Source organism: Priestia sp. J2, from assembly GCF_020790095.1.
GTDB classification, from domain to species: Bacteria; Bacillota; Bacilli; order Bacillales; family Bacillaceae_H; genus Priestia; species Priestia zanthoxyli.
In genome coordinates this window covers 2,089,615-2,108,689 of the sequence record NZ_CP086208.1, presented here as the reverse complement: position 1 = coordinate 2,108,689, position 19,075 = coordinate 2,089,615, and the positions used below count along the sequence as shown (strand labels likewise).

Annotated in this window: 22 protein-coding genes and 1 pseudogene; 9 read left to right on the top strand and 14 right to left on the bottom strand. The window is 37.7% G+C overall.

The features are described from left to right. The first annotated feature begins 7 nt into the window (after window positions 1-7). Window positions 8-478, top strand: a complete 471-nt coding sequence (locus LJY09_RS10620; protein ID WP_034265804.1) for a DinB family protein — start codon at window positions 8-10, stop codon at window positions 476-478. 156 nt (window positions 479-634) lie between these two features. After that, on the top strand, window positions 635-1,420 hold the full coding sequence (locus LJY09_RS10615; protein ID WP_154991391.1) for a nucleotidyltransferase domain-containing protein: 786 nt from the start codon (window positions 635-637) through the stop codon (window positions 1,418-1,420). 67 nt (window positions 1,421-1,487) lie between these two features. Here LJY09_RS10615 and LJY09_RS10610 read toward each other — a convergent pair whose 3' ends face one another. Beyond that, on the bottom strand, window positions 1,488-1,685 hold the full coding sequence (locus LJY09_RS10610; protein WP_045290429.1) for a hypothetical protein: 198 nt from the start codon (window positions 1,683-1,685) through the stop codon (window positions 1,488-1,490). A gap of 332 nt (window positions 1,686-2,017) precedes the next feature. On the opposite strand from LJY09_RS10610, the pseudogene LJY09_RS27830 reads away from it, so the two are divergent. After that, window positions 2,018-2,251 (top strand): annotated as a pseudogene (locus LJY09_RS27830) (hypothetical protein); the annotation flags it as partial. Between the two features lie 198 nt (window positions 2,252-2,449). On the opposite strand, the gene LJY09_RS10600 reads toward LJY09_RS27830, so the two are convergent. From LJY09_RS10600 to LJY09_RS10585, 4 genes are all read right to left on the bottom strand, one after another. Further along, window positions 2,450-3,292 carry a hypothetical protein gene (locus tag LJY09_RS10600; RefSeq protein ID WP_228307705.1) on the bottom strand — a complete coding sequence of 281 codons (843 nt, stop codon included), beginning with the start codon at window positions 3,290-3,292 and terminating at the stop codon, window positions 2,450-2,452. Between the two features lie 466 nt (window positions 3,293-3,758). After that, window positions 3,759-3,956 carry a hypothetical protein gene (locus LJY09_RS10595; RefSeq protein ID WP_016763981.1) on the bottom strand — a complete coding sequence of 66 codons (198 nt, stop codon included), beginning with the start codon at window positions 3,954-3,956 and terminating at the stop codon, window positions 3,759-3,761. Window positions 3,957-4,071: 115 nt separating this feature from the next. Further along, window positions 4,072-4,500, bottom strand: a complete 429-nt coding sequence (gene fosB / locus LJY09_RS10590) for a FosB/FosD family fosfomycin resistance bacillithiol transferase (protein ID WP_098112560.1) — start codon at window positions 4,498-4,500, stop codon at window positions 4,072-4,074. Window positions 4,501-4,567: 67 nt separating this feature from the next. Then, window positions 4,568-5,179 carry a LysE/ArgO family amino acid transporter gene (locus tag LJY09_RS10585; RefSeq protein WP_098112559.1) on the bottom strand — a complete coding sequence of 204 codons (612 nt, stop codon included), beginning with the start codon at window positions 5,177-5,179 and terminating at the stop codon, window positions 4,568-4,570. Between the two features lie 103 nt (window positions 5,180-5,282). Between LJY09_RS10585 and LJY09_RS10580 the strand changes: the two genes are divergently transcribed. Continuing rightward, entirely contained in the window at window positions 5,283-6,725 is a 1,443-nt protein-coding gene (locus LJY09_RS10580; protein ID WP_221816749.1) for an aminotransferase-like domain-containing protein, read from the top strand. On the opposite strand, the gene LJY09_RS10575 is transcribed toward LJY09_RS10580, so the two are convergent. The 5 genes from LJY09_RS10575 to LJY09_RS10555 form a co-directional block, all read right to left on the bottom strand. Beyond that, window positions 6,716-7,792, bottom strand: coding sequence for a HAMP domain-containing sensor histidine kinase (locus LJY09_RS10575; RefSeq protein WP_228307704.1), 1,077 nt, complete (start codon window positions 7,790-7,792; stop codon window positions 6,716-6,718). The two genes, LJY09_RS10580 and LJY09_RS10575, sit on opposite strands and share 10 nt — an antisense overlap. Beyond that, a complete protein-coding gene (locus LJY09_RS10570; protein WP_028413486.1) occupies window positions 7,789-8,469 on the bottom strand; it encodes a response regulator transcription factor in 681 nt (226 codons plus the stop codon). Before LJY09_RS10570 ends, LJY09_RS10575 begins: the two co-directional genes overlap by 4 nt. A gap of 11 nt (window positions 8,470-8,480) precedes the next feature. Continuing rightward, window positions 8,481-9,044, bottom strand: coding sequence for a class I SAM-dependent methyltransferase (locus tag LJY09_RS10565; protein WP_028413487.1), 564 nt, complete (start codon window positions 9,042-9,044; stop codon window positions 8,481-8,483). Between the two features lie 127 nt (window positions 9,045-9,171). Beyond that, window positions 9,172-9,348 carry a hypothetical protein gene (locus tag LJY09_RS10560; protein ID WP_223546567.1) on the bottom strand — a complete coding sequence of 59 codons (177 nt, stop codon included), beginning with the start codon at window positions 9,346-9,348 and terminating at the stop codon, window positions 9,172-9,174. A 143-nt stretch (window positions 9,349-9,491) separates the two neighbouring features. Continuing rightward, window positions 9,492-10,211, bottom strand: coding sequence for an SDR family NAD(P)-dependent oxidoreductase (locus LJY09_RS10555; RefSeq protein WP_028413488.1), 720 nt, complete (start codon window positions 10,209-10,211; stop codon window positions 9,492-9,494). Window positions 10,212-10,409: 198 nt separating this feature from the next. On the opposite strand from LJY09_RS10555, the gene LJY09_RS10550 reads away from it, so the two are divergent. Next, window positions 10,410-11,036: an FMN-dependent NADH-azoreductase gene (locus tag LJY09_RS10550; protein WP_028413489.1), complete on the top strand. Its 627-nt coding sequence runs from the start codon at window positions 10,410-10,412 to the stop codon at window positions 11,034-11,036. A gap of 66 nt (window positions 11,037-11,102) precedes the next feature. Beyond that, window positions 11,103-11,315, top strand: coding sequence for a hypothetical protein (locus LJY09_RS10545; protein WP_033578872.1), 213 nt, complete (start codon window positions 11,103-11,105; stop codon window positions 11,313-11,315). 79 nt (window positions 11,316-11,394) lie between these two features. On the opposite strand, the gene LJY09_RS10540 is transcribed toward LJY09_RS10545, so the two are convergent. Further along, window positions 11,395-12,162 (bottom strand): TrmB family transcriptional regulator, encoded by a 768-nt coding sequence (locus LJY09_RS10540; protein WP_047751054.1) that lies wholly within the window; start codon window positions 12,160-12,162, stop codon window positions 11,395-11,397. 126 nt (window positions 12,163-12,288) lie between these two features. Between LJY09_RS10540 and LJY09_RS10535 the strand changes: the two genes are divergently transcribed. After that, entirely contained in the window at window positions 12,289-13,062 is a 774-nt protein-coding gene (locus LJY09_RS10535) for a sulfite exporter TauE/SafE family protein (protein ID WP_013056888.1), read from the top strand. Between the two features lie 163 nt (window positions 13,063-13,225). Then, window positions 13,226-13,891, top strand: coding sequence for a hypothetical protein (locus tag LJY09_RS10530; RefSeq protein WP_228307703.1), 666 nt, complete (start codon window positions 13,226-13,228; stop codon window positions 13,889-13,891). A 67-nt stretch (window positions 13,892-13,958) separates the two neighbouring features. Here the strand turns inward: LJY09_RS10530 and LJY09_RS10525 are convergent, their stop codons facing one another. The 3 genes from LJY09_RS10525 to LJY09_RS10515 form a co-directional block, all read right to left on the bottom strand. Beyond that, window positions 13,959-14,237 carry a hypothetical protein gene (locus tag LJY09_RS10525; protein WP_223260155.1) on the bottom strand — a complete coding sequence of 93 codons (279 nt, stop codon included), beginning with the start codon at window positions 14,235-14,237 and terminating at the stop codon, window positions 13,959-13,961. A gap of 113 nt (window positions 14,238-14,350) precedes the next feature. Then, the gene (locus tag LJY09_RS10520) at window positions 14,351-15,853 is read right to left on the bottom strand and encodes an NAD(P)H-hydrate dehydratase (protein WP_221816751.1); all 1,503 of its coding nucleotides are present in this window, start codon (window positions 15,851-15,853) and stop codon (window positions 14,351-14,353) included. A gap of 11 nt (window positions 15,854-15,864) precedes the next feature. Beyond that, entirely contained in the window at window positions 15,865-16,905 is a 1,041-nt protein-coding gene (locus LJY09_RS10515) for a C45 family autoproteolytic acyltransferase/hydrolase (protein WP_228307702.1), read from the bottom strand. 142 nt (window positions 16,906-17,047) lie between these two features. Here LJY09_RS10515 and LJY09_RS10510 point away from each other — a divergent pair, with 142 nt between their 5' ends. Then, entirely contained in the window at window positions 17,048-18,925 is a 1,878-nt protein-coding gene (locus tag LJY09_RS10510) for a terpene cyclase/mutase family protein (protein WP_228307701.1), read from the top strand. Window positions 18,926-19,075: the final 150 nt, after the last annotated feature.

The following is a 19,075-nucleotide window of genomic DNA, read 5'->3' as shown; positions in this document are numbered from 1 at the left end:
TGAATACATGAATTCGTACTGTGAGATGGTGTTTAATCAAATACACGTCAACGTCCAGTCTCTCACCGCGATCATTGATGAGGTTACAGAAGAAGAGCTTGCTTATCGTCCCCTCCCTCACAAGCGGTCTATTCAAGAGCTGCTGCAGCATTTATGTCTCATTTGTAGTGCAGACTATTCTATTTCCTCAGGCTACTCTGCAGATAAAATGAACGACTTTTATCTGCAGCATCCAGCTTATACAAAGCTTGAACTCAAAACAGCTTTAATAGATGGCTTCAATCAGCTAAAAGCGGCCTACTCTTCTTTTGACGAACGAAAGCTTTTTTCATTGCAAACGTCCTATTGGGGATGCACGTATACATGTTTTGAGTGGCTGCTTGAAATTCAGTCTCATTTATACCATCACCGTGCAGAACTGTATACGCTTCTAACCTGTTACCGCAGAAAGGGATTGGATATAGTGCTTTTTGAGTGATATAGTTTTTCACTCTCTATATTTTCGTAGATTTTTAGAGGCTTAAAGGAAGCTTTTTTTATTTATTTACCATTTTCCATACATTATGAAATATAATAGGAGAAATAGTAATAGCTTTTGTATATAGAAAGCATTAAAAGAAAATGAGGTTGGGTTATGAGAGAAACAATTGTTGCAGCTTTAAAGAAAATTGAAGAAGATTACGACGTAAAGGTATTATACGCTTGTGAATCTGGAAGTAGAGCGTGGGACTTTCCATCTAAAGATAGCGATTATGATGTTAGATTTATTTATATTCATAAGAAAAATAAATATTTAAGCATTGACCCAATCGGTGTAGGTAAAAAGCGAGATGTAATAGAGCTACCTATTAATGACCTATTAGATGTTAGCGGCTGGGACTTAACCAAGACATTAAAACTTTTTAGAAAATCAAACCCACCTTTACTAGAATGGATGCAATCAAACATTGTATATTACAAGGCGTATTCAACATTTGATAAAATGAAAAAACTACATTCTAACATCTTTACTCCTACTTCTTGTATATACCACTATTTAAATATGGCTAGAAATAACTTTAGAGAGTATTTACAAGGTGACGAAGTAAAAATCAAAAAATATTTTTACGTTTTAAGACCCGTGTTAGCTGCTAAGTGGGTTGAACAATATAATGAATTTCCTCCACTAGAATTCCCTATTCTCTTAGAGAAACTGTTACCAGAAGGAGAATTAAAAGAAGAGGTTAGTAAGCTGTTAAAGCGTAAAATTAGTGGTGATGAGTTAGATTTAGAACCACGCATCAATGTTATTAATGAATTTTTAAACTTAGAAATTGGCCGTTTAGACAAATACGTCAGAACTTTATCTGTAGAATTAGATGACCCTACATATGAATTAGATCAATTGTTTAGAGATACTTTAGACGAAGTTTGGAACTAAGTATAAAACAAAAAGGCTTATCCCTAATGCAAGTAGCAGCGGATAAGCCTTTTATTTATAATTTCTATTAAAGCGGTATATTATTATTCGTATTTTTTGTTTCATTCAAATAGCTCTCCACATATATTTGTTCTGCATCTGTAGCATTTTTAATTCCATCCTCCGGACTAAATTCAATGTTTCTCCTTATTGCTACACGATCTGCAATGTAACCCATTGCTAACAAAAACACTATACATCCGCCTGCCCATAGCCACATTGTCATTTCAATATCCCCTCTTTCTTCTTTAGTTCACCTAGCGTCGCGTAATACAGCATATATCCTCCGCAGGATAAAAGCCCTCCAACAAGTAAAATGGCAAGTTTTTTAATAACTATCCCCTCCACATTCTTTTAAACAAAACAGAACTAACAGATGATTCGACTTTATGTTAAACGTTTTTCCGCAAAAAGGAATTTAAATTAACATTCCCTATACTTACTATACGTTATAGCACTAATAAAAGTTTCAGAAAATTACATCAATAATTCCCAAGTTGATTTTCAACAAATCTTATTATAATTTTTTATGTTTCATCCTAAATAATTTCAAAACCGCTGCCAATCTATCTATAAAGCATTCGAGGCTTTACGCCGCTTCAATCAGATTTACTATTATTGCCAGGTGTATTAATTATGATGCCGATTGTGACTGAATGCATCAACCAATTACCTCAACATTTAATTTCTCACGGTACAGCTTTAAATAATACAATTCGTCAAGTTGCAGGTTCAATTGGTACTGCTATACTTGTTACAATTATGACGCAACAAACTACGGAACACCTCGCTAAAGCAATAACAACTTCGACTATAGCTATGGCAGTAACGATGTATTCTTATTTGCGACGCTATTGACTCTAATTGCGTTATTACTCTCTCTCTTCTTACGTACACCAAAGATCAATAGAGAGAAATAATAAAAAGCCGTTTCTTTGGTTAAGAAACGGCTTTTTATTTTAATAAACAATTGTATTTAAAGCATATATTTTACATTTGGATATCATATTTAGATTCAAATGCAGACACTTTTTCTTTAGCATCTAAAAATTGTGTTTCAGCAGCTTTTGTGTTTTCTTCTAAAGTTGATTTATCCTTACCACTTTCTTTTTGTAGAACTTCTAGCATTTCAACTTGTTTATTTAATGACGAAGTTACGCTAGTGACTGCGGAATTCAATTGATTATATTCTTCAGTACTAAAGCTAGCTTTATATTTCTCCAACTCTTCCTTAATAAGCTTTATTCTTTTCATAGGCATTCCTTGTATAGACTTAATAGCCTCAGTTGCGTCTGCATCAATTTTTTCATAATCGTAGCTATCTGCATTAAAATCTTTGTCTAACTCAATAGTGTTCACCGCATTAAAGTGCTGAGTAATATCCGCTTTATTTAACACAATATGCATATGAGTACCAATTGCAGCCTCGTACACATCTACTGCCGAACCATAACGCTTCTGAGCTTTTATTGCTTGATCATTACTTAAATGGTCTATCTCAGTTTTTAAGTCTTTTACATGTTTGTCTAGTTCACCATCATCGCCCTGAAGAATATTCTTGCTTTCAATTGACTTTGCTAGTATGTTAAAGTCTGCTTCAAAAACAAGATAATCATCAGATTCCATATATCCTTTTTCTTTTGTATATTCTTCATACTCACTCTCTAATTTAGAGAGTTTTTGTTCGAGTTTTTTCTGCTCTTTCCCCATTTGTTTCTGCTCTTGCTTAGCAGATCCTTGTTTTTGTTCTTCTTTTGTTGATCCACAAGCTACTAAACTAATAGATAGCAAAGATGCTACAAGTCCTAGGCCGATTTTTCTTAAATTCTTCATTTTTTCTCCTTTTTTTGGTATGTAGTTTTTTCACCAAACAATGATAGCATATATTATGTACTCCAAAAGAACGATTTTAGAAAAATTATCAAGTTTTCTATAGATAAACCATTAAAAGCAACAGTATTTTATCTGTTAGTAGCAGCTTTAAAAAATCTCTTATCCTCAGTTTTACGAACAATTGCTTAATTATTAGACCTTTTATCTGACGCGCAACGAAACTAATTAGAAAAAAAGTAAAAACCGTTTCACTGTTTAGAAAACGGTTATTTACTTTAACATATAATTCTATACTTAGAGTTAATTTGATATTTCACCCCCTATTTCTGATTTAAAATAATAAATTTGTAATCTTTTTAGCGGGTTTACTTGTTTTTTAAAATATAAATTAACCATTTTCTTCATAAAAATAGTACTATTTTCAAAAGGAATCTTTTATTTCTCCTGAGAATAGTACTACACTATATTAAATAACCTTTATTTTTGTTTTAATTGTATAATATGTATCTGCTATGAGTCCTACTGCAAGTCCACTAATCATCCCGTACGGTAATACACCTGGTACATTTTGATAAAAAGTGCCGATTAACATTGCAGCTAGGATGCCGAAAAGTACGCCTATCACAATATGCGAACCAAACTTCACCTGTTTTGCGGTATACATTCTTCCTCCTCCTCACTTTTTTTCCATTATATCACAACAGTATCGTTTATTTAATGATAACTGAGCGAGGAATGCGAATGTAATAAAACTGTAACCTTATATAACTATTTTAGTATTACTCTTTTGGCGAATAAAATGTCATATGAGGCTTTTCTTCTTGGTAATACGCTAAACGGTCTTGGAGCGTACCAGTATGAAATTCAAATTTATGACCGTCAGGATCCGTAAAATAAATAGATTTTTTGTCTCTCTCGTCACGATTTCTTCCAGGTAAGATATTTACATTATGCTGTTTTAACAGCTCTTTTGCTTGGTCAAAGCTTTCAATGGAAATAGAAAATGCTAAATGAGTATACGAATACTGAATTTCTGATCTAGGAATATCTTTTTCTTCATTTAACGCGAGCCACAATCCATTTAGACTAAAGTAAGCGGTGGACTTTCCTTCTACTAAAAGTTCCGCCCCTAACACTTTTTGATAAAATGTGATGGACCGTTCTAAATTTGACACAGAAAAGCATATATGATTAATTCCTTGAATCATCTTTACCCCTCGCTTTCTAGAAAAAAGTACTTCTTTCTATTATATAACTTTTCTTTTAGCGTCTATTTTACTGAAAAAACATACTTTTTGCCATGTAAAGAGCTACTCCCCAAATCATACATGCAGAAAACTTATTGACCCAAATCATTATTTTCCCATTCGAATCCATTTTCCCTACCGCTTTTCCGGCAAAAGCTAAGGATAAAAACCATATCCATGAAACGCATATCGTAACGAGCGTAAAAATCCATTTTTCTTTTCCACTGTATAGCAGAGAATTTGTTCCGATTACGCCCATAATATCCATCAGCGCGTGAGGATTTAGCAGAGATACAGAAGCAGCAAATAAAATTTGTGCTTTCACCGTCATCCCTTCCTTTACTGACGTTTTTGAAGGTTCGCTCTTCCACGTCACAAAGCCCATATACGCTAAAAAAAGAAAACCTATTCCAAAAATAAGCGCTTGAAAAAATGAAAAAGCAGCGGCTACTGCTGAAACTCCCAGCACTGCTACTAGAATTAAAATCGTATCACAGACAGAAGCCGTTACGACTACGGGAAGCGCCTGTTTGATCGTTCGTTGATTTGCTCCTTGGTTAAAAACAAACACATTTTGTACTCCTAAAGGTAAAATCAAACCGAATGCTAACAATAAAGCATGCATAACCACTGTAAACATATTACTCTCTCCTTCCTCTTTCATCTTACAATTGACGTACCCTGTTGTCTCCATCCAAGTTTTGATTTATAATACCAACCAAATTACAAAAAGGTGGTATCACATGAATTGGATTCCAGATCCGGCTGATAAAAAGCCAATGCACAAACAAATTCAAGAGTATATGAAAGAGAAAATTACAAATGGAGAGTGGCCTATTGGAACGAAAATTCCTTCGCAGCGCCATTTAGCTGCTAGCTTTTCTGTAAATAGAAGCACGGTGGTGACGGCAACCGAAAACTTAATTGCTGAAGGACTTCTCAGTGGAAACAAAGGTGGTGGCACCAAGGTCATCAATAATACGTGGAGCTTACTCGCATCAGCTTCTCAGATGAACTGGAATTCGTATGTAGAAGCAGGAATCTACCAACCAAATTCTCCGATTATCCGCCGTATTAATGAAGCTGAATTTCAACCGGGCATTATTCGTTTAGGTACTGGAGAGTTAGCACCTGACCTGCTTCCTTCCCATCAGCTTTCGGAGCTATTTGGCGGAATGAAACATAGAAGCGTACACTTGGGCTACGAGCCTCCAAAAGGCAACTATGAACTGCGACAAGAGTTAGCCAAGAATTTAAAAGAACGGGGAATTGAAACGTCTCCGTCGTCCATTTTAATTGTATCTGGTTCACTTCAAGCGCTTCAATTAATTTCAATAGGCCTTCTGCCTCCAGGTGCCAATATTTTAGCTGAAAAGCCTTCTTATCTGTATTCTCTACCATTGTTTCAGTCCGCAAAAATGAAACTAATGGGCATTTCGTTAGACAAAGAAGGAATTCATTTATCTTCATTAAAAGACCAGCACGAAAAAGAAAAAGGCACAGTTTTATATACGATACCAAACTTTCATAACCCCACCAATGTGACGATGAGCGAACAAAGGCGTCAAGAGCTGCTTCACCAGTGTGAAAGAATGCATTTACCTATTATTGAAGATGATGCGTACGGAGAGCTTTGGTTTCATTCACCGCCTCCGCTTTCATTAAAAGCTCGAGATAAAAATGGAATGGTTCTTTATTTAGGAACGTTCTCTAAAACATTCAGTCCAGGATTTCGAATTGGATGGATCGTTGGGCCTGAACATGTAATTGAGCGATTGGCCGACCTTAAAATGCAAGTTGATTACGGAGCCAGTTCCTTATCTCAATGGGCAGCTGCTGAAGCTCTAAAAACCGGAATTTATGACAAGCACGTTGCCAGCGTACGCTATAAATTAAAAGAAAAATCTCAGCAAACGCAGGCTATTTTAGAGAAGCATTTAAAAAGGCTTGCTACGTGGAATACTCCGAGCGGAGGTTTTTATTTTTGGCTGACGCTGCATAAGCCTGTTTCGATGCGGAAATTATTTAAGCACTGTCTCCACGAAGGAGTTCTGTTAAATCCAGGCGCATTGTATGATCATGAAACGTCACAGCATATCAGAATATCCTTTTCTTATGCAACTCTTGCAGAATTTGAATACGGCATCAAAACAGTCGCAAAAAGCCTTAAGAATCTTTACAAGTGATTCTTAAGGCTTTCTTGTGTTAACGGCAGCTTTATCAAAAAAGTGAGCTTATTATGCTGACGCTCTGCTCGTATCTTCCCTTGATGCAGCTGAATGATTTGTTTTGCAATAGCCAGTCCTAAACCTGAACCATTTGCGTCCGTTCTTGATTCATCACCTCGATAAAATCGATCAAATAACTTTTCCACCTCAATTTTTTCACTGATGTTAATGCTGTTCCTAAAGGAAATTACCAACGAATCCTCATCAATTTCCTGATTCACCTCTAATATGGAAGGCTTTTTGCTGTACTTCTTGGCATTTTCGAGCAAGTTTTGAAAGACTCTTACCATTTTTTCTACATCAATAAATGCATGCCATTCACAAGAAAAGTTAGTCTGAACGTCAATGCCTTCTCTTTTTAACATCGGCTCGTACTCTCCTATTACCTGCTGAAGCAAACGTTTCATATCCACTTCATTTCGCTGAAGCTGAAAATCCGGACTCGTTAATTTTGTATAGTCAAACAACTCGTCTATTAAATCCGTTAAATAATTTGCTTTTGAATCAACAATATATAAATAGCTATCTAATGTTTCATCGTCCATATTTTCTCTTTTTTTGATTAAATCGAGGTATCCCACAATGGACGTTAAGGGCGTACGCAAATCGTGAGACACGCTGGATATTAGCTCATTTTTTGCTTGTTCGATTTCTCGTTCCCGATCAAACTTTGTACGAAGCTGTGCAGACATTTTGTTAATATTTTGACTCAATTCAGCCAGTTCATCTTTTCCTCGCACATGGATGGTTGCGCCTAAATCTCCATTTGATATTTTTTGAACCTGCTCGGAAATTTCTTTCAGGTAACGAATATGGGAACGAATAAGTACTAAAAAAACAAAAATAAAGACCACAACCGCCATAGAAATAAGCCCAAACGCCAATAGATTATATGCAGAAACATTCATTTTCTCTTCTTGTATATACCTGCTTAAAACAAGCCTAGCAATTAAAATAAAAGTTAAATTGGTGACCAAAAAGCTTATAATCACAGCGAAAAGAAGCTTTACACTTAATTTTCTCATATCCTGTATCCTACGCCCCATATGGTTTTAATATAAATAGGCTTTTTCGGATCATCCTCAATTTTTTCACGAATCTTTGTGATATGAACCATTACGGTACTATCCGATTTAAACGCGTCTGCTTGCCACACGGCTTCATATATTTTCCCCATGCTCATTACCGTTCCTTTGTTGCGTGCCAGCAGCTCTAAAATATCAAACTCTTTTGGTGTTAAACGAATCTCTTGACCGCGCACAAAGACAAGGCGAGTACTGCGGTTAATTTCCAAATCGCCAATTTGAATAACGTCACGCTCAGCGCGTTCATTGTATTTTTTATAGCGTCTAATTTGTGATTTCACTCGTGCGATGAGTTCGAGTGGGTTAAATGGTTTTGTTAAGTAATCATCTGCTCCTGCTGTTAGACCAGAAATTTTGTCCATATCTTCTGACTTAGCCGAAAGCATAATAATGGGCATATTTTTTTCTTCACGTATTTTAAAAGCAGCGTCGATTCCATTCATCTGCGGCATCATAATATCTAATATAATTAAATCTACTTCTTGTTCCTCTAAAAGCGCTAAGCCAGATACAGCATTAGAAACTTTCAGCGCTTCAAATCCTTCATTTTCTAAGTAAATAGCAATTAAATTACGAATTTGCTCATCATCATCTATAATTAAAATTCTGTCTTTCATTTACAAACTCCTTATATCCCATTCTTTTCGCATGTAAAAATGTATGCGGGAGGAACGTTTCTCCACTCTTTTTCGACTTTAATATGCGGAAAAAACGTGCGAATTAACTCTTTTTTTAAATTTGTATACTGAAACGTAATAAATTTCCCTTCATTAGCTAACACACTTCGCGTGTTTTGTAAAATACCGTCTGACACTTCAGACGCTAAAGAAGCAAAAGGAAGACCTGATAGTACGTAATCCACTTTTGAAATATCATACTGGATCAAGTACTTTTGAACATTTTCAGCCGAGCCGTGTATCACATACACATTTTTTTCATCTCTTACTTGTTCTTTTACTTTTTCGTAAAAATGCCGATTGTATTCGATAAGAAGCAAAGTTGTACAAGCGCTTCGTCTTCTTATCAATTCACGGGTAAAAATTCCGGTTCCTGGCCCGTACTCTACTATACAGGCTGCATGTTCAAAATCAATCCCTTTCACCATTTTTTTCGCTAAGTGCGTAGAGCTTGGCAAAAGCGCTCCTACCGTTCGCGGCTGGTGAAAATATTGATACATAAAAGCTAAATTCATTTTCTATTCCTTCTTTCTACTCTTTCTTTCTAGAATAGAAAAAAAATCTAAAGAAACGTTAAGTAAATTTCTTAAGAATTCTTAAGAAAACAAAAAGGAGGATGGGACATAACGGAATTAACCCAATCTAAAGACGAGCAAATTGGATTAATAAACTCATATGGATTGCTCTTGACACCTCTGTTGATTTCCGTGCAAGACTTCGCTTTCCGCGGCCGGCCGATGAGCCTCCTCGTCGCTTACGCGCCTGTGGGGTCTCATCTGTTCCACTTTTCCCGCAGGAGTCTTCTACCTTGCCCTCCAATCAACAGCTAGAAGCGGTGAAACCAACGTTTATAATAACAGTAAAAAATCCGAATGGTCAGTCAATAATACCGATTGATTATTCGAATTTATCCTTAACTAAAATATTTTTGTCCAGCCTCGATTACTCGTTTAAAAGATAATTTATCGTAAATAACATCCGCTATTTAAATCAAAGGTAGCTCCTGTATAATGTTTTGCTTGAGGACTCAGTAAAAAAAGAACGGTATCTGCCACGTCTTGAGTCGTAACAAAGCTTGGAATCAGCTGATGATCGATGTATTCATTTTTGCGCCACTCTGGAATATTTTTCATCATATCGGTATTTACCATTGTAGGTGCTACGGCATTCACACGGATATAAGGAGAAAAATTCATTGCACAGCTTTTGGTTAATCCTAATATCGCTGCTTTAGACATTCCATATATAGCATCGGAGCTTCCTTCCATTCCTGATACGGACGATATATTAATAATTGCTCCTTCTGTTTCCTTTTCCATTAATAATTCGCCAAAGTATTTGGAGAAATAAATATATCCTTTAATATTAATGTCCATCACAAAATCTATTTCCTTTTCTTCATAATCCAATAAATTTTTCCCTAAATACACGCCTGCATTATTAACTAATCCATATAAATTTTTATCTTTTATTTGATAGAAAAGATTTCTTACGCCCTTCCCTTCTTTAACATCTATTACATACGTTTCAATATGACCTTTCGTATCTTCAGCTAGCTGTTTCAAAGCTCCTTCATTACTATCACAAGCAATAACTGAATAGCACTTCAACACACACTCTTTTACAATTTCTTTGCCAATTCCAGCACCTGCACCCGTGACGATTACCCATTTTTCTTTCATCTCTACACCTCTTATCTACTTTCTGTTACACATACTTGTTATGTAAATATTCAAACATTCATTATACCATTATTTTCTATATAGACGTCCCTTTCTTACGCTCTTTTTTAGCTTACCTGACAAAGCGCGTATAGTTTTTTATGGGAGTGATAACGATAAGACAGTACATTATTTTAAACAAGAAAGAGATGATAAAACGTGGCAAAAGTACTTTATATTACAGCTCATCCTCACGATGAGTCTCAATCATTCAGTATGGCAACTGGAAAAGCATTTATCGATGCTTACAAAGAGCACAATTCAAGTGACGAAGTTGTACATATTGACCTTTATAAAGAAAATATCCCTCATATTGATGCAGATGTATTTAGCGGCTGGGGCAAACTTCAGTCTGGCTCGGAACTCTCTTCTCATGAACAGGAAAAGGTCAATCGCCTTGCAGAATTGAGCGAACAGTTTGTAGGAGCGGACAAATATGTTTTTGTAACGCCTATGTGGAACTTTTCGTTTCCACCGGTTATGAAAGCTTATTTAGACTCTGTAGCCGTAGCGGGTAAGTCATTTAAATACACGGCCGAAGGTCCGGTTGGACTATTAACAGATAAAAAAGCGCTTCATATTCAAGCACGCGGAGGCATTTATTCTGAAGGTCCTGCAGCTGATATGGAAATGGGGCATCGCTATATTGGAATTATGATGAATTTCTTCGGAGTACCTTCGTTAGACGGCATTTTTGTGGAAGGGCATAATGCAATGCCAGATAAAGCCCAAGAAATTAAAGAAAAAGGAATAGCTGAAGCAAAAAAACTTGCCCAAACTTTTTAATATAAAGAGGCTGTAACAAAAATATTTTGATTGAAGGAAGATCCGAACGAGGACTTGAGACTCTTAATGGAGCATCAACTTTGTTCGGATTTTTCTGTTGGTAAAGTGAACGTAGCTTTCATGCATGGTGGCTGCTTCCAGCAGTTAATTGGAGGGCAAGGCGAAGACTCCTGCGGGAAAAGCGGAACAGATGAGAACCCACAGGCGCGTAAGCGACGAGGAGGCTCATCGTCCGCCCGCGGAAAGCGAAGCCTTGCACGGAAATTAACTGCGATGTAACAAGCCATTCATACTAGATCATTTATCCCGTTTGTTCGTCTTTCGATGGAAGTGATTTCGTTATGTCTAAGTCTCTTTTCTACGCAAAAAAGCTTTCTCTTTCCCTTTCGATCCACCTGTCCATTTCTCGATCACTTTTTTCTACAAGTCTGTTAACGAGGATATCATGCCAAATATAGTTTTCAAGTAAATTAATGTTAACTCCGTTATTGGTATAGTAAGCCATTTCTTTATGACCATAAATCATTTCACTGCTGTCAACAGATATAATAAACCAGTTTTGATTCCCAATATTTTCGGTATAGCTTGTATGGCGGTGCCGGTCAAATTCCTCCATCGCTTCATCTTGTTCAAACACAATTCCTTTTAGTGTGACACTCTCCCTTAGCTGTAATAAAAGAGGCTTCAACTCATTATAAATATCAGGCCAAAGCGAGATGACAATTTTATTTTTTGCTTTTAACAATAGCGACTCACAAAAAGCAAGAATGGCTGTTTCTCCTCTCATCGTCATAACCCGGCTTTCTTCTATAGACTCTGCAGCTTCAAGACGTTTAAGCGTTTCGCTAACGTCTTCATACGTTTCGTTCCATTTTTTCTGCAGCGAATGCAAAAAAGCATCGACGGGCAGCGACGTGTACTGGGTGCCATCATTACTCTCTTCTTTTAACACCATGCCTTTTTCCTCTAGTGTTTGTAAAATATCGTATACACGCGCTCTTGGCACACCTGAATGTTTACTAATGCTATAAGCAGTGGAAGATCCTTTTTTGACAAGCGTCACGTATACTTTTGATTCATACTGATTAAATCCAAGCGACTGCAGCTGCTGAATAATATTTTCCATAAAGGAAACCTCCCTGTTTTTTAAGTTATTTGAAATTTTCATCATTTACATATTTACAACTGCTTTTTATATAGTTACTATTTAAGTAGTCACTATATATATATTATGACATGAGGAAGGTGCTTTATGGAAGAATTAAGTTTACAGATTGTTCTTTTGCTTTTACTCTTTGGTTTTTTAGCTGCATTCATTGACTCCGTAGTGGGCGGAGGCGGTTTAATTTCTACACCCGCTCTTTTATTTTTAGGCCTGCCGCCCGCTGCTGCCTTAGCTACAAATAAATTAGCTGGAACGATGGGCGTATTAACGAGTACCATTCGATTTGTCAAATCCGGAAAAGTCGATTTTCGCGTTGTGGGTAAATGGTTTCCTTTTGTATTTATTGGCTCTTTGGGAGGTTCAATCACCGTTCATTTTCTATCCTCTGCTTTTTTGAAACCTGTTATTTTGATTCTCCTTGTTTTAGTTGCTATTTATACAATCTTCAAAAAAAACTGGGGCACCACGTCCACGTATAAGCCGCTGTCTATTAAGAAACTTATTTTCTTTACTGCACTTATTTTTATTATTGGCTTTTACGATGGATTTTTAGGAGCAGGCACAGGTTCATTTATTTTATTTGCTTTTTTATTTATGGGATTTGATTTCCTGCAGTCAGCAGGCAGCGCAAAATTTTTAAATTTCGGCAGTAATTTAGGTGCTTTGCTTGTATTTCTGTATTTTGATTCTGTTGTATTTTCTTACGGATTAATTATGGGGTTTGCGATGATCGTGGGTTCTTTCGTTGGATCAAACGTCGCTTTATCAAAAGGCGTGACGTACGTCCGAACGCTTTTTATTCTTGTCACTTTAAGCCTTATTAGCAAAAACATATTCGACTATGTAAATCAGTACAAATAGATCAATGGTTTCTTTAGAACTATAACAATAAACCTATATATCTATTAGATTAATAAAACCACCTCTTACTATTTTCTTATTTTTGGGTAAATGTGTAAAAAGACACTAAAATTGTTGTATACTGATCGATGTTGTTTTACATAATTAGAAATATTATACAGAGGTGAACGTTTTGTTTAAGAAATTTAGGTTTTTATGGTTTATTTTGCTGATCTTTGCACTTATTTTTGTCAAAAATACGTTCTTTTCTTCTTCAGAGAACGCCGCTGAGACGCTAGCAACGTCAGATGTTCCACAAGCCGCAGCTACTTTCAAAGAGGGAAACAATCAGCAGGACGGAGTCATTATTCAAAAATATCGCAAACAGCTAGATGCAGCACAGAAAAAAAATGACGAAAAAGCTACTAAAGAAATACAAGAAAAAATTTATGAAGACGGAAGACAGACGGCACTAAACTTTTTACCGCGCAATAAATTTCAAAGAGCTTTTTCTCAGCCTTCGAAAAAATCGGCCGATGACATTTATAACTTTCTAATTGCCCAAGTAGGGTTTGGAGGATATGATTCTCTTTATCAAGAAGCAATAGCCGCAAAAAAAGAAGCAGCTTCTTCTACTGATGAATTAAATATGAGTGGCATTCAAGCTAAAACTGCTGCACTTACATACGGCACACTCGCACAAAGAGAGCAGCTGCTTGTTACAAGTCTTGCCTATGACTTAAGCAGCGTAGGCGTCATTTCTTCCGATACAGCTAAAGGTATTGATAAAAAAGCTACTCATATGCTAGAAGTTAGAAAAGAAGGAATAAATGCCGCGATGCAAGAATAAGCGAAACAGCTCTTTTCTTCTTCCTAATAAAAACGTGTCCGCCTGTTTGGCGAACACGTTTTTTTGTTTAATAAATAATAGCCTGTACGCTCATTATTGTAACGGTTAAAATAAGAATCACGTTTCCTATAATTAACCACGGCTTTGCGCTTCCTCTTCTACCTTTAATAGCCGTGATTAGTCCAGCAATGGGCAATAAAGCCATAATGATGACCCAAATTTTACGAAGAATGCTGGAATCCAAATAAAAACCAAACTGCATCATCGCAAATAACACGACTGTAATAAGGAAGAAAAGTGTAGGCACAGCTAAATGAATGCCTCTTGGTCTCATTGAGTAGTACACAACATCACTTTCTTTCTATGTAAAATCTTACGTAAAATAACGTTATCATTTACACAGAGTTTTGACAACTTTTTGAAGGATTTTGTCAACAAATTTTAATAATCCAGAAGAAATCACTTCTCATTCAGCTGCCCGAAGACTGCCGGAAGTGCAGAAATAACGTCACTTGCTAACATATCTATCATTGTATGCCCCTGATCGAGCAGCACATCCGCTGCTTTTCCATGAACATATACCGCATTGCTGATTGCTTCTTGAAGAGAATCATGCTGCATAATAAAAGCGAGGATGATTCCGGTTAACGTGTCACCCGTTCCACCTTTTGCAAGTCCTGCGTTTCCAGTGGTATTTACGTATTGTTTTCCATCCGGCGTTGTAACGATCGTGTTTGGGCCTTTTAATACAAGATACACACCATTTTCCACTGCGTATTGGCTAGATATCGAAAATCGATTTGCTTCTACTTCTGCGATTGTTGTATCCACGAGTCTAGCCATTTCTCCGGGATGAGGTGTTAAAATCGTTGCGTGTTCTCTTTCTTTTACTTCTTTCATCAAATCCGGCAGATGAAAAAGAGCATCTGCGTCGATTACAACAGAAACGGGCTGTTGAAGTACTTGTTCGACAACTTTCTTTGTTTCTTCCGTTCTCCCAAGCCCTGGTCCAACTGCAATTGCATCGTACTTTGCTTCTTCTAAAGGAATCTCGCCTGCAAAAAAGCCATCTTTGCTTGGGCATGGCTTATACATCACTTCTAACATGTGAGCAGCTGCAATCGCATGAATATCATTCGGAAGCGCAAGCGTTAAGAGCCCTGCTCCGCTTGTGAGTGCTGCTTTTGACGTTAGCATCGGCGCTCCGGGTGTTTGAAGTGAACCTCCTATTACGATTCCTTTTCCATGTGTACCTTTATTGGACGAAGCATTCCGAACGGGAAAAGATTTCTTAATATGCTGAGTTGACCATACCTCTTTAAGAGATGAGCTTTTTTCAATTGCTAGCGGTGGGATACCGATATCTACTACAATCAATTCACCATAGCTTTCTTTGCTCGGGTATGTAAATGCCGTGATCTTTGGCTGCTGAAGCGTAATCGTAGCATCTGCACGTACCGTAAGCTCTTGCTTCTGTTCCATTACTCCACTTGGGACATCGATGCTGTATATGTAAGCCTTAGAGTCGTTTATTTTTTTTATAATGTTATCATAAGGAGATTTGATGCTGCCTTTTACGCCTATACCTAATAAACAATCAATAAGGACCGTATACTTTTTCACAGAGAAGTTGTCTCCCGCCGATTGCCACGCGAATCCAGCATTTTCATAGATGATCATGGCTTTTTTAGCTGCGCCTTTTATTTTCTCCCGTGCAGGAACTACCCAGACGTCAACTTCATAGCCTTTTGACTTCAAAGCACGGGCAATAACAAAGCCGTCTCCTCCGTTGTTTCCCGTTCCTATAAGCAGCCCTATTTTTTCATATTTTTCGATTCGCTCACTCAGCGCGTTTGCAGCAGCCTGTCCGGCATTTTCCATAAGGGACTCTTCACTCATCCCAATTGTATTCGTCATATAATCATCTACTTGATACATCTCTTGATTCGTTACAATTCTCATTATGCTGCTCCTTACTGAAACGGAAATGGTTCGTCTGTATTTACCGTTCCTTTTATTTTCGTTATAGTTAATTGTTCTCCTTTCACCCAATCCTCAAACGAGAAAGTAAGAGGTTTTGCTTTTCGTCCAATCCCCACAATGACTTGCAGCGTCTCCGGTACATATGCCACTGTATGAAGCGTTCCAGCATAATTCCGGTAATCTTTTTTAAAAATACCGTATTCATCTTCATTAAATAAAGAAAAAGCTTCAAGAGGCGATAGCTTTTTTTCAATATGATCTCGAATATGATCGAGCCTTTCCTTTGACTCTACCAAATGATGACGATTTTCTTCGACCAGCTGATTAAAATGGTTCGTACACCCCATCATCGTTCCTCTTTGTACATGAACGCCTCGTCCAGATGCTTCGACTACTGCTCCCTGTCCGCTGCGGTCGTAAATGGAATAATTAAACGCATGACGGTGCGGTGCCCTTTCTAAAATAGCAACAGCCTCTTCTGTCGTTTCACATGTTTCTAAAATAAACCGAGCAAGCGTACAGCAAATAAATCCGTTCGTTTGACGGCGGCGATTAACAAAATGATAGCCAATTGCTAATCCTTTTTCGTTCATTCCATCCATTCGCCCAATCATTCTTGTTCCAAACCCGACGCTTGCATATCCTTCATTTGGCTGAAAAAGCAAAAATCGACCTTCGTACGTTTTCGGATGATAATCGTAGTTCCGCACATACACACCGTGCTGCATAAGAGCAGAACATCCCGTTTTCTTCCACTCTTGCTGATATCCGCTGTACTCATGTATAACGTCTTCAAGAGGCCAATCTAAGCCTTCTGCTAAGCCCAATAGCTCATCCCACAGTCCGGGAGCAAATAAGTCGTAATAATGACGAGCTTCTTTTGCTATCGTTTGATAGCTTCGTAATGAACGTTTTCTTCTTTTTTGATGATTTTCAAACAGCTTTGTTCCTTTATGTAATTCCCCTTGCATTTTACCAAGCTCTCGGTAAGAGCCTCGCCCTTGAATAAGTTCTACCTGTATTTCTTTCACTTCTATCACTCCAATTTTCCAGTACCTTTATTGTGCAGCAAGCGCTCTATTCTTTGCAACTTTCTCCTCTCATAGAACGCTCTTCCTTTGAATACAGTTATAAAGAAACAGGTCGAAAGATTGAAAAGCATTATCATAAGAGGTGATCATATTGCTAAAGGAAGTTCAGCTAGAGATTCAGCGAAGAATCGCCTATCTGCGCCCAACACAAAAAAATGACGGGTCATTTCGCTACTGTTTTGAAACAGGCGTTATGCCTGATGCGTTTTTAATTATGCTTCTTCGCACCTTTGATTTAGATAAAGAAGTGTTGATTAAACAATTAACCGAACGGATCGTTTCCCTTCAAAATGAAGATGGTCTTTGGACGTTGTTTGATGATGAAGAACATAACTTATCCGCTACTATTCAAGCATATACAGCTCTTTTATATTCAGGCTATTACCAAAAAAATGACCGGATTTTGCGAAAAGCAGAAAGATATATTATAGATTCAGGAGGCATTTCTCGCGCTCATTTTCTCACAAGATGGATGCTTTGTGTTAACGGCTTATACGAGTGGCCAAAGCTATTTTACCTCCCGCTTTCTCTTTTGCTCGTGCCTACCTATGTACCGCTTAACTTTTATGAACTAAGCACCTATGCCAGAATTCACTTCGTCCCGATGATGGTAGCTGGAAACAAAAAATTTTCACTTACTTCTAGGCATACACCTTCTCTTTCTCATTTAGATGTAAGAGAGCAGAATCAGGAAGCGGATGAAGTTGCTCAAGAATCACGCGCTTCTATTTTTTTAGTCGACCATTTAAAACAGCTGGCTTCTTTACCTTCTTACATCCACAAACTTGGTTATCAAGCAGCCGAGCGTTACATGCTAGAAAGACTTGAAAAAGATGGAACACTCTACAGCTACGCAACCTCTACTTTTTTTATGATTTACGGTCTTTTGGCTCTTGGCTATAAAAAAGATTCGTTTGTGGTTCAAAAAGCAATTGACGGTATTTGTTCACTACTTAGTACATGCAGCGGCCACGTGCACGTAGAAAACTCCACGTCAACCGTTTGGGATACCGCCCTGCTATCTTACGCTCTACAAGAAGCAGGTGTACCGCAGCAAGATCCCATGATTAAAGGCACAACTCGTTACTTAAAGAAAAGACAGCATACAAAGCTTGGAGACTGGCAGTTTCATAACCCCAATACAGCGCCTGGAGGCTGGGGATTTTCCGATATTAATACGAATAACCCTGACTTAGACGATACGTCTGCTGCTATTAGAGCTCTTTCTAGAAGAGCGCAAACCGATACAGATTATTTGGAGTCTTGGCAAAGGGGCATTAACTGGCTGTTGTCCATGCAAAACAAAGACGGGGGTTTTGCTGCATTTGAAAAAAATACCGATTCTATTTTATTTACTTATCTGCCGCTTGAAAACGCAAAAGACGCAGCAACGGATCCGGCTACTGCCGATTTAACCGGTCGAGTGCTTGAGTGCCTCGGAAACTTTGCCGGTATGAATAAATCCCACCCTTCGATTAAAGCTGCAGTAAAATGGCTGTTTGATCATCAATTGGATAACGGAAGCTGGTACGGCCGGTGGGGTGTTTGCTACATTTACGGAACGTGGGCCGCTATTACTGGACTCCGTGCTGTAGGAATTTCCGCTTCTGATCCGCGTATCATCAAAGCCATCAATTGGCTCAAAAGCATTCAACAAGAAGACGGCGGATTCGGAGAATCATGCTATAGCGCTTCTTTAAAAAAATATGTGCCACTATCGTTTAGCACTCCTTCTCAAACGGCTTGGGCTCTCGATGCTTTAATGACAATATGTCCATTAAAAGATCGAGCAGTTGAAAAAGGAATTAAATTTTTACTGAATCCAAATCTTACAGAACAGCAAATTCATTATCCCACGGGAATTGGTCTTCCTGGACAATTTTATATTCAGTACCACAGCTACAATGATATTTTTCCTCTTCTTGCACTTGCCCACTACGCAAAAAAACATTCTTCATAAAGGGGTTGAGACATGACGAAATGAATCCAATCTAAAGACGAACATATAGGATACATGAGCTCCTATGGATCGCTTGTGACACGGCAGTTGATTTCCGTGCAAGGCTTCGCTTTCCGCGGGAGTCTTCGCCTTGCCCTCCAATCAACTGCT

Coding starts and splice junctions, on each gene's coding strand:
- LJY09_RS10570 (WP_028413486.1), bottom strand. CDS start 8,469: ATGAAAGACAGAATTTTAATTATAGATGATGATGAGCAAATTCGTAAT.
- LJY09_RS10620 (WP_034265804.1), top strand. CDS start 8: ATGAATTCGTACTGTGAGATGGTGTTTAATCAAATACACGTCAACGTC.
- LJY09_RS10575 (WP_228307704.1), bottom strand. CDS start 7,792: ATGAGAAAATTAAGTGTAAAGCTTCTTTTCGCTGTGATTATAAGCTTT.
- LJY09_RS10555 (WP_028413488.1), bottom strand. CDS start 10,211: ATGAAAGAAAAATGGGTAATCGTCACGGGTGCAGGTGCTGGAATTGGC.
- LJY09_RS10565 (WP_028413487.1), bottom strand. CDS start 9,044: ATGAATTTAGCTTTTATGTATCAATATTTTCACCAGCCGCGAACGGTA.
- LJY09_RS10615 (WP_154991391.1), top strand. CDS start 635: ATGAGAGAAACAATTGTTGCAGCTTTAAAGAAAATTGAAGAAGATTAC.
- LJY09_RS10600 (WP_228307705.1), bottom strand. CDS start 3,292: ATGAAGAATTTAAGAAAAATCGGCCTAGGACTTGTAGCATCTTTGCTA.
- LJY09_RS10585 (WP_098112559.1), bottom strand. CDS start 5,179: ATGTTTACAGTGGTTATGCATGCTTTATTGTTAGCATTCGGTTTGATT.
- LJY09_RS10610 (WP_045290429.1), bottom strand. CDS start 1,685: ATGACAATGTGGCTATGGGCAGGCGGATGTATAGTGTTTTTGTTAGCA.
- LJY09_RS10580 (WP_221816749.1), top strand. CDS start 5,283: ATGAATTGGATTCCAGATCCGGCTGATAAAAAGCCAATGCACAAACAA.
- fosB (WP_098112560.1), bottom strand. CDS start 4,500: ATGATTCAAGGAATTAATCATATATGCTTTTCTGTGTCAAATTTAGAA.
- LJY09_RS10520 (WP_221816751.1), bottom strand. CDS start 15,853: ATGAGAATTGTAACGAATCAAGAGATGTATCAAGTAGATGATTATATG.
- LJY09_RS10545 (WP_033578872.1), top strand. CDS start 11,103: ATGGAGCATCAACTTTGTTCGGATTTTTCTGTTGGTAAAGTGAACGTA.
- LJY09_RS10595 (WP_016763981.1), bottom strand. CDS start 3,956: ATGTATACCGCAAAACAGGTGAAGTTTGGTTCGCATATTGTGATAGGC.
- LJY09_RS10540 (WP_047751054.1), bottom strand. CDS start 12,162: ATGGAAAATATTATTCAGCAGCTGCAGTCGCTTGGATTTAATCAGTAT.
- LJY09_RS10535 (WP_013056888.1), top strand. CDS start 12,289: ATGGAAGAATTAAGTTTACAGATTGTTCTTTTGCTTTTACTCTTTGGT.